This window comes from Thiolapillus sp. (genome assembly GCF_048562965.1).
GTDB lineage: Bacteria > Pseudomonadota > Gammaproteobacteria > Chromatiales > Chromatiaceae > Thiolapillus > Thiolapillus brandeum_A.
Map to the genome: position 1 here is coordinate 18,677 of NZ_JBHNMF010000005.1, position 10,434 is coordinate 29,110.

6 protein-coding genes are annotated in these 10,434 nt (G+C 59.7%); 2 read left to right on the forward strand and 4 right to left on the reverse strand.

All coding sequences use genetic code 11. The features are described 5' to 3' along the window. Positions 1-76 precede the first annotated feature (76 nt). Positions 77-2,944, reverse strand: a complete 2,868-nt coding sequence (locus ACOCD2_RS00775) for a ribonucleoside-diphosphate reductase subunit alpha (RefSeq protein ID WP_293646142.1) — start codon at positions 2,942-2,944, stop codon at positions 77-79. Between the two features lie 370 nt (positions 2,945-3,314). Here ACOCD2_RS00775 and rapA point away from each other — a divergent pair, with 370 nt between their 5' ends. Next, entirely contained in the window at positions 3,315-6,086 is a 2,772-nt protein-coding gene (rapA, locus tag ACOCD2_RS00780; RefSeq protein WP_293646140.1) for an RNA polymerase-associated protein RapA, read from the forward strand. Positions 6,087-6,105: 19 nt separating this feature from the next. After that, the gene (locus ACOCD2_RS00785) at positions 6,106-8,301 is read left to right on the forward strand and encodes a patatin-like phospholipase family protein (protein ID WP_293679485.1); all 2,196 of its coding nucleotides are present in this window, start codon (positions 6,106-6,108) and stop codon (positions 8,299-8,301) included. 24 nt (positions 8,302-8,325) lie between these two features. Here the strand turns inward: ACOCD2_RS00785 and ACOCD2_RS00790 are convergent, their stop codons facing one another. From ACOCD2_RS00790 to ACOCD2_RS00800, 3 genes are all read right to left on the reverse strand, one after another. After that, positions 8,326-9,291 carry a phosphoribulokinase gene (locus ACOCD2_RS00790; RefSeq protein ID WP_293650041.1) on the reverse strand — a complete coding sequence of 322 codons (966 nt, stop codon included), beginning with the start codon at positions 9,289-9,291 and terminating at the stop codon, positions 8,326-8,328. Between the two features lie 106 nt (positions 9,292-9,397). Then, positions 9,398-9,847, reverse strand: coding sequence for an EAL domain-containing protein (locus ACOCD2_RS00795; RefSeq protein WP_293650042.1), 450 nt, complete (start codon positions 9,845-9,847; stop codon positions 9,398-9,400). 112 nt (positions 9,848-9,959) lie between these two features. Continuing rightward, positions 9,960-10,434 (reverse strand): hypothetical protein (locus ACOCD2_RS00800; protein WP_419593571.1); only part of this gene is annotated, 475 nt, incomplete at its 5' end.

Below are 10,434 nucleotides of genomic sequence, written 5' to 3' on the forward strand. Positions count from 1 at the left end.
GGGGCTGTAGGTCGGGCTTCAGCCCGACTCGGTGGTGGTTTCTGTGTCGGGCTGAAGCCCGACCTACGGCCTTGGTTTACTGGCAGGCTTCGCATTCGGGGTCGAGGATGGAGCAGGCCTTGGGCGCTGCTGCCGGGGCGGCGCCCAGCAGGTTGACCTTGCCTTCGTCGTTACCGCTGCTGGTGGTTTTCTCCTGCCCGGTGGCGCCCATGGAGCGCAGGTAGTAGGTGGTCTTGAGGCCACGTACCCAAGCTAGCTTGTACAGGTTGTCCAGCTTCTTGCCGGAGGGTTCGGCCATGTACAGATTCAGGCTCTGGGCCTGGTCGATCCATTTCTGGCGGCGGGAGTCGGCCTCCACCAGCCAGCGCGGGTCCACTTCGAAAGCGGTGGCGTAGATGGACTTGAGCTCGTCGGGCACGCGGTCGATGGGCTGCACCGAACCGTCGTAGTACTTGAGGTCGTTGACCATGACTTCATCCCACAGGCCGAGCTTCTTCAGGTCGTGGACGAGATAGGGGTTGACCACGGTGAACTCGCCGGACAGGTTGGATTTGACGAACAGGTTCTGGTAGGTGGGCTCGATGGACTGGCTCACCCCGCAGATGTTGGAGATGGTGGCGGTGGGGGCGATGGCCATGGTGTTGGAGTTACGCATGCCCACGGTCTTCACCCGCTCGCGCAGGCTGTCCCAGTCCAGGGTCTGGCTGTTGTCCACCTGCAGGTAGCTGCCGCGCTCTTCGGCCAGCTTTTCGAGGGAATCCAGAGGCAGGATGCCCTGGCTCCACAATGAGCCTTCGAAGCTGGAATAACGGCCGCGCTCTTCGGCCAGGTCGCTGGAGGCCTTGATAGCGAAGTAGCTGACGGCTTCCATGGAGCGGTCGGCAAACTCGATGGCTTCATCGCCGGAGTAGGGCAGGCGCTGCTTGTACAGGGCATCCTGGAAACCCATTATCCCCAGGCCCACGGGGCGGTGGCGCAGGTTGGAGTTGCGTGCCTGGGGCACGGAGTAATAATTGTACTCGATGACGTTGTCCAGCATGCGCATGGCGGTGGAGATGGTCTTCTCCAGCTTTTCCATGTCCAAGCCGTTTTCGGTGGTGTGGCGCGGCAGGTTCACTGATCCCAGGTTGCACACAGCGATTTCGTTCTGATTGGTGTGCAGGGTGATCTCCGTACACAGGTTGGAACTGTGTACCGTGCCCTGGTGCTGGTTGGTATAGCGGATGTTGCAGGGGTCCTTGAAGGCCACCCAGGGATGGCCGGTCTCGAACAGCATGCCCAGCATCTTGCGCCACAGATCCACTGCCTTGAGGGTGCGGTGGATGTTCATCTCGCCGCGGGCGGCCCTGGCCTCGTAGTTGCAGTAGGCTTCCTCGAAGGCCTTGCCGGTGAGGTCGTGCAGGTCACCGGTCTCGTCAGGAGAGAACAGGGTCCAGTCACCGTCTTCGGCCACGCGCTTCATGAACAGGTCGGGAATCCAGTTGGCGGTGTTCATGTCGTGGGTGCGGCGGCGCTCGTCGCCGGTGTTCTTGCGCAGGTCGAGAAATTCCTCGATGTCGATGTGCCAGGTTTCCAGGTAGGCGCACACGGCGCCCTTGCGCTTGCCGCCCTGATTGACGGCTACTGCCGTGTCATTGGCCACCTTGAGAAAGGGCACCACGCCCTGGCTCTTGCCGTTGGTGCCCTTGATGTGGGAACCCAGGCCGCGCACGGGGGTCCAGTCGTTGCCCAGGCCGCCGGCGAACTTGGACAGCAGGGCGTTGTCGCGGATGGCGGAATAGATGCCGTCCAGGTTGTCGGGCACGGTGGTCAGGTAGCAGCTGGAGAGCTGCGGCCGCAGGGTGCCGGAGTTGAACAGGGTGGGCGTGGAGCTCATGAAGTCGAAGCTGGAGAGCAGGTTGTAGAACTCGATGGCCTTGCCTTCGCGGTCGATCTCGTTGATCGCCAGGCCCATGGCCACGCGCATGAAGAACGCCTGGGGCAGCTCGAAACGGATGCCCTTGTCGTCATGGATGAAGTAGCGGTCGTAGAGGGTCTGCAGGCCCAGGTAGGTGAAAGACAGGTCGCGGCCGGGCTGCATGGCGGCGGTGATGCGCTCCATGTCGTACTGCGCCAGGCGCGGGTCCAGCAGCTCCAGTTCCACCGCACGGTTGATGTAGTTGCGGAAATAGTCGGGATAGACATCCGCCATCTGCTGCTGGGTCTCCACCCGGGGCATGGCCAGAAAATCCAGGGCTTCGCGGCGCAGTATGTCCATGAGCAGGCGGGCGGCGGCATAGGAATAGTTGGGCTCGGTTTCGATGAGGGTGCGGGCGCTCATCACCAGGGTCTGGGAAACGTCTTCTTCCTTCACGCCGTCGAACAGGTTGCGGCAGCTGTCGTCGAGAATGACCTTGGGGTCGGTTTCCTCCAGGCCGCTGCAGGCTTCTTCCACCAGGGTGCGCAGACGCTGCACATTGAGGGGCTGTACGCTGCCGTCGGCCAGGGTGATGTTGACCACGTGCTCCTCTTCACCGGCTTCTCTGCGTGCCTGTTCGCGCTCCTGGGCGCGGGCTTCGCGGTAGAGCACGTAGTCGCGGGCCACCTTGTGCTCGCCGGCGCGCATCAGGGCCAGTTCCACCTGATCCTGGATATCTTCTATGTGTACGGTGCCGCCGTCCGGGTTGCGGCGCACCAGGGCGTCGGTCACCTGTTTGGTGATGTTGCGCACCACATCGTGTACCCGGGCGGATGCCGCCGCGTTGCCGCCTTCAACGGCGAGGAAGGCCTTGGTGACGGCGATGGTGATCTTGTCGGCATCGAAGGCGGTGACCTTGCCGTTGCGGCGGATGACACGCAGTTCGCCCCAGGTGTTTTCGTCACTGGTGGCGGATGAAACGGTAGTTTCCGTGGTGGGGGGTACGGCGATCGGATCGGTGCTGACGGGTGTTTCGGTGGTGGCCATGCGGTATTTCTCCCTGAGATGTAGATTTGGTTGCCTGGGGGAGGAATTCCTGGGGACCGCTGCTTGTTAGTATTCTTCGGACCCGTGACTGCGAAATATGCTCCCGACGGTGTAAAGCATCATATGTGGACCAAAAAATCATGTCAACCACAATATCTTGTGTATAAGCCTGTTGGTAACCGGTTAAAATTTGTGCAAAGCCTGTGGAAGAATTGGGAGTAAACGGAATAGGCGCGCAAATTCAGCAACTTGGAAAATTTCGGCATATCAGCACATGCTGATGTGGCTGTTGATGAAATGAGAAGAGGGTTTTCATGCAAATCGGTACAATGCTCACACACAAAGAAACCCGTGAAATGCAGGAACTGTTTTGTCTTTAGAAGATTACGTCCCCGGCCAGCGCTGGCTGAGCGACATGGACCCGGATCTGGGGCTGGGTATGGTGTCCGAGATCGAGCACCGCCGCCTCACGGTGGTTTTTCCTGCGGTACAGGAATCCCGGGTCTACGCCCTGCCTGACGCGCCTCTCACCCGCCTGGTGCTCGAACCCGGTGACCGTTTCGAAGATGAGGCAGATCAGGAATTCCTGGTGCTGGAAGCGATGGCAAAAGGCGGGCTGCTCTATTACAACTGTCAGGATGCCGCCGGCAATACCAAGGTGCTCAGCGAGGTTGCCATCAGCCCGCATCTGCAGATGAACCGGCCGCGGGAGAAGTTTCTCGCCGGGCGCATCGACCGCAATACCTGGTTTGATCTGCGTTACCGCTCCTGGCAGCAGCGGGTCGCCGAAGCCCGTTCGGAAGTCTATGGGCTGGTGGGGCCGCGCATCAGCCTGATTCCCCATCAGCTGTATATCGCCCACCAGGCCGCCCGGCGGCTGATCCCCAGGGTACTGCTGGCCGATGAGGTGGGCCTGGGCAAGACTATCGAGGCGGGGCTGATCCTGCACCGCATGTTGCTGGTAGGAAGGGTGAAGCGGGTTCTGCTGCTGGTGCCCGACGCTTTGCTGCACCAGTGGCTTGTGGAGATGCTGCGGCGTTTCAACCTGCGCTTTTCCCTGTTCGACGAAGCGCGTTTTGCCGCTTCCGATTCCGACAACCCCTTTGCCGATGAGCAGCAGGTGCTGTGCAGCGTGGACTTCCTGCTGTCCTCACCGAAGATCGCCCGTGCCGCCCTGGAAGAGGAGTGGGACCTGCTGATCGTGGACGAAGCCCATCATCTGCACTGGACCGAAGAGGAGTCCAGCCTGGAATACGACCTGGTGGAAGCCCTGGCGGAACAGGCCCTGGGTGTGCTGCTGCTCAGCGCCACGCCGGAGCAGCTGGGCCGGGTGGGACATTTCGGACGCCTGCGCCTCCTCGATCCACACCGCTATCCCGACTATGCGGCTTTCCTGGCCGAAGAAGAACACTACCAGCAAGTGGCCGATCTGGCGGCGGTGCTGCTGGATGGGAAGCCATTGGATGGCAGCCAACAGGCTTTTCTCGAAGAACTGCTCGGTGATGTTTCGGCGCTGAGTACGGAGCAGATCGTACGCCGCCTGGTGGACCGCCACGGTATCGGGCGGGTCATGTTCCGTAACACCCGCCACACGGTGAAAGGCTTTCCCCGGCGTGAACTGCATGTCACCCAACTCGAATGGCCGGCAGCCTACAAGGCGATCGAAGATGCCCAGGCGGCGCTCACACCCGAACGGGAAGTGGAAGACTGGCTGGATTTCGATCCGCGCCTGCCCTGGCTGGTGGACCTGCTGCAGGAAATGGCGCCGCAGAAGCTGTTGCTCATCTGTGCGCACAAGGAAACCGTCCTGCAGCTGCAGGAATGGCTGCGCAGCCGTCATGCCATTCACGCAGCGGTGTTCCATGAAGACATGGAGATCGTCGAACGTGACCGTGCCGCGGCCTATTTTGCCGATACCGAGGAAGGCAGCCAGATCCTGCTGTGTTCCGAGATCGGCAGCGAGGGGCGCAACTTCCAGTTCGCCCGTCATCTGATTCTGTTCGATCTGCCCCTGCAGCCCGATCTGCTGGAACAGCGTATCGGCCGGCTCGACCGCATCGGCCAGGGGCAGGTCATCGACCTGCATCTGCCTGTGTTTGCCGGTTCGCCCGTGGAGACCCTGTACCGCTGGTATCACCAGGGTGTGAATGCCTTCGCCCGCCCTTCTGCGGTGGCGGTGAGCCTGTATGAAGAATACGGGATGCTGCTGCGCGAGACGCTGGTGGAGCCGGAGCTGACCCAGGCCCTGGTCAACAAGGTGGCCATGCGGCGGCAGGAGATGGAAGAGTCCCTTGCCAGGGGCAGGGATCGTCTGCTGGAACTGCAGTCCTGCGATCCGCAGGTGGCTGCAAACCTCGTCGAACAGATCGAGAACCTGGAGCAGGATTCGGAGGTGGGAACCTACATGCACAGCTACTGGGATGCCTTCGGTGTGGAGCATGAGCCCGGCCCCGGCCAGTCGCTGGTGCTGCATCCCGGTGAGCACATGCGCCAGGAGCGTTTTCCCGGCCTGCCGGAAGAAGGCGCCACCGTGACCTTTTCGCGCAGCGACGCCCTGGTGCATGAAGACCGCCTGTTCCTGACATGGGAGCATCCCATGGTGCGTGGTGCGATGGAAGAGCTTGTCAGCAGCGACCTGGGCAGCGCCGCTTTTGTGGTGCTGGATTCCGGCCCCCTGCCGGCAGGAACGCTGCTGCTGGAGCTGATCTTTGTACTGGGCTGCACCGCGCCAGCCGAGCTGGAGGCGGGCCGCTACCTGCCGTCCACCCCTATCCGGCTGTTGCTGGACCGCAAGGGCAATGACTATGCTCACGCCCTGCCGCCCAAAAAGCTGCAGGGGAAATCACTGCACCGCGACCGGCAGACGGCGGGGCAGGTGATCAAGTCCCAGGCCGATATGTTGCGCCGGCTGCTGCTGCAGGGTGAACGGCTGGCAACAGCCAGGGGTGATGAGATCATAGCGGAGGCGCTCGAACAGATGGAAACTGAACTCACGGAAGAGCAGCAGCGCTTGCAGGCACTGAGTGACGGCACGGCGGCGGGGGAGCTGCACTTGCTCGATGAACGGCAGCGGATGCTGCGGGACTATCTGCCCCGTACCCGCCTGCGCCTGGATGCGGTGCGCATGATTGTTCGTGCCTGATGTGCTATACCCTTTGGCCATGAACAGACTGTTTGCGACCATCCTTTACCTGTTGCTGCTTGTCCCATTCCCGGCAGCCGGCGCCGGAGCGCAGTCCGCGCAGCACCGGCCGAAGATCGGCCTGGTGCTCAGTGGTGGCGGTGCGCGGGGCGCGGCCCATGTGGGTGTGCTCAAGGTGATCGAGGAACTGCGTATTCCCATCGACTACATCGCCGGTACGAGCATGGGCGCCATCATCGGTGGCCTGTATGCTTCCGGTATGTCGCCGGAGGAAATCGAAAAGGCGCTGAAGGGTAACGACTGGCTGGATGTCCTCAGTGACAGCCCCAAACGCAAGGACCTGAGTTTCCGCCGCAAACGCGAGGATGAGGAGTTCCTGGTGCGCTCTGCCGCCGGTTTCAACAATGGCGAGCTGGAGTTGCCCCAGGGCCTGCTGCAGGGGCAGAAACTACTGCTGCTGCTCAAATCCCTGACGCTGCCTGTAGCCACCATCAATGATTTCGATCAGCTGCGCATCCCTTTCCGTGCGCTGGCGACCGATATATCCACCGGCCAGCCGGTGGTTCTGAAGAAAGGGGATCTGGCCCTGTCCATGCGGGCCAGCGCCTCGATTCCCAGTGCCTTCGCCCCGGTGGAAATCAACGGCAAGCTGCTGGTGGATGGTGGTGTGAGTAACAACCTGCCGGTGAAGATTGTGCAGGAAATGGGGGCGGAGCGCCTTATCGTGGTGGACGTCAGTACCCCTCTGGCGACCCGGGAAGAGCTGAAGAACGTACTCTCGATTACGGACCAGCTGACCACCATCATGACCCGGCGCAACACCGAAGCCAGCCTGGCCCTGATGGGTGCCGGTGATGTGCTGATCGTTCCCTCCCTCGGTGATGTGACGACCACCAGTTTTACCAGCGCCATAAAGGCCATACCCTCCGGTGTGGAGGCAGCCAACGGCCAGCGTGACAGGCTGGCCCGTCTCTCTGTCGGTGCCGAAGCCTACCGGGACTATCTCGCCGGGCAGGAGCAGGCTGAGCGCATGCAGCCGGTGATCGAGTTTGTCGTGGTGGACAATCAGTCCCGCCTGGCGGACAAGGTCATTCAGCGCTATTTCAAAGTGGAAATCGGCAAGCCCCTGGAGACGGAACAGCTGGACCAGAGTATCGGCTATCTGTACGGGCAGGACCTGTTCAAGCAGGTGACTTATGAAGTGGTGGAAAAAGACGGCAGAACCGGCCTGCGTATCCATGTGGTGGAGAAACCCTGGGGGCCGAATTACCTGCAGGGTGGCATCAATTTTCAGGGGGACTGGAGCAGTGGCAGCTCCATCACCCTGGGCATGAGCTATACGCGCACGGCGGTGAACGAACTGGGCGGTGAGTTCCGCAGCATCCTGGAACTGGGGGAAAGGCCGCGGCTGTTTGCCGAGTTCTATCAGCCGCTGGATACGGACAGTGCTTATTTCGTCAATCCCAGGGTGGAATTTACCCGCCTGACCATTGGCCAGTATGAAGATGGTCAGAACGTCGCCGAATACCGCCAGTACAAGGGGCAGCTGTCACTGGAAGCCGGCATGAACCTGGAAAGCTGGGGGGAACTGCGCCTGGGATGGCGTGGCGCGAAGGGAGATATAGAGACCTTCGTCGGCAGACCCAATCCGGACGAAGGCGCTTTCGATGAAGGCATGCTGTTCGCCAGACTGGGTATCGACACCCTGGACAATCTCTACTTTCCCACGGATGGTCACTGGCTGAAGCTGGAAGTGCGCAGCCACGCCAACATCTGGGGTGACGACAACGCGTTCGAACAGGTGGATGCAGACTGGGGGCTGGCCACGAGAGTCGGTAAATACAGCTTCATGAGCCGCGTCCAGCTCGGCTATACCTGGAATGAAAATGCGCCGGTCTATGGCCGCTTCTTTCTGGGGGGCTTCCTGAACCTGTCCGGCCTCGACCGCTACGAACTGTCGGGACAGCACATGGCCCACGGACTGGTGGGTTTCATGCGGCGTCTGGATGAGAACAGCATCGTTCCCATCTATCTGGGGGCAACACTGGAGGCCGGGAATACCTGGAATCAGCGTTCGGACTTCGGCGACAGGTGGATTGGAGGTGGCAGTGTCTACCTGGGGCTGGATACCTTCATCGGCCCGCTGTATGTCGGTTATGCGGCGGCACAGGAGAATCACAGCACCATGTTCATGTATCTGGGCGCTCCTTTCTGACAGCCGTTCTTCCAACAGGTGGTCTTAGTCTTTCCTGTGGGCGTTCTGGTAGCGTTCAACCAGTTCATGCACCAGGGGCGTGCAGATGATCTTGATGGCGAGGTTCAGCTGCCCGCCGGGGATCACCATGGTATTGCGCCGTGACATCCAGGAGCCGTCGATCTGGCGCAACAGGGCCGGGAAATAGAAACGCTGGGGTTCGCGGAAGCGGATCACCACGATACTTTCGTCCAGGCTGGGAATCTCCCGCAGTTCGAACGGATTGGACGTGTCCGACAGAGGCACGCGCTGGAAGTTGATGTCCGTGAGGGAAAACTGTGGCGTGATGTAGGTGATGTAGTCTGACATGCGCCGCATGATGGTGTGGGTGATGGACTCCGGGGAGTGGCTCTTCTTGTGTGTGTCGCGGTGGATCTTCTGTATCCATTCCAGGTTCATCACGGGAACCACGCCAATGAGCAGGTCTACCCACTGGGCGATATCGATACCGCGTATCTTGCGCTCCTTCATTTTCTTGCGCCGCTTGATGATAACCGGATTGTGGGATGCGGACAGGTTGCGCTGGCTCCAGGAATTTTCCGCACAGCCGCCATGCATGCCGTCATAGAAAAGCAGGTCGGTACCCGAGGGAACCTCCATCCAGGGGGTAAAGGATCCTACCGGCACTTCATAGAGCTCTGCCAGCTCTTCACTTTCCGCATAGCGGCGTACCAGCCCCGTACCTGAGCGGGAATATTCGCGGAACAGGCCTTCCAGCCGGTCGAGAAAATTGGCTTCCGGCGAGAAATGGCTCAGACAGCTTCCCTGCTCGATGGACTGCTCGACGAAATGTCGCATACGCTTGCGGTCGTAACGCCGAAAGCTGTTGCCGTCGATACGGAAGGCGGTGATGTTTTCACGCCGGAAGATGTCGTCGAAGATATGACGGAAGGTGGTGGTGCCTGCACCGGAAGAACCGGTAACCGCGATGATCGGATGTTTGCTTGACATGGTTCTGGTCCGCTTTTGTAAAAACCGGACGAATATTTATAGCACATCCATTAAAACCATGCATAAAACAAGGTAAAAGAGTGGGCGTGTGTATGCACTAAACCAATCAAATCAACGGACAAGGTTCTTTTTTCAGACTGTTCTCCGATGCTCGTCCATGTTGCAGTTCCATCGACGGCAGGCCAAGGAGGTATCCCTGGGACATGTCGATGCCGATTTCCAGAACATGTGTCTGTATTTCCCGGGTAGAGACATATTCGGCGATAGTGCGGATATCGTGGGCTTTTGCGATGGAGACGCTGGCCTGCACGGCCATGCGCACTTCCGTGTTGGAGTCGAGCTGTTGGATGAGCGAGCCATCGATCTTTATGAAATCGGGGGAGAGATCCCGAAGTATGCCCCAGTTGGAATAGCCGGAGCCGAAATCGTCTATGGCAAGCTTGCCGCCAAAAGTCTTCAGCTTCTTGCGAAATTCCAGGAGCGCCTGTTGTTCGATGTCTTCCGCTTCGGTTATCTCGACAGTAAGACGTTTGGCGCAATTGGGATAACACTCCATTTTTTGAAAGAAGAAGTCCATCTAGAGTTTAGAGTAAGCAACATTGTTCCACCGTATATTTTCGGGTGAAATAAAGTTGCTATTTTGTTCATACTGCCCGTTAGAGCTTGTTCTATACGCTGATTGCTGCATCCTGCTCACTTCCTCGCCAATTGGGCGGTTCGAATTTTCTGCATTTACGGTTCCACCACTGCCGGACAGGGACATGGTGAAAAATCAGTAGCAGTCCTTTACGGATCTGCCCTGCCGTTGTGGGATTGTCCTTTCGCCAGGGCGAATGGCAACACAGTTGCCTGACGGTCTGATCATCCAGATAGCCCAATAATTGGATCAGACCATAACCCACCAAGGTCAGGTGCACCCAACGATGCAGCGTCTGGCGGGTTTGTTGCCAGGCCTCTTTCAAGCCCCAGGAGAGTTTCAGTTGATTGAACATGGATTCAATCGACCAGCGTTCTCCATAGGCTTCGATCGCTGCCAGCCATGGAGAGCGAAGCGAAGGCTGGTAGACCCCAGTAGCCGCGAGGCCGCACTGTTTTCCCGGCGTGCCTTGCGCCAGAGGGAAAACAAAGTAGGCCTCCGAACGC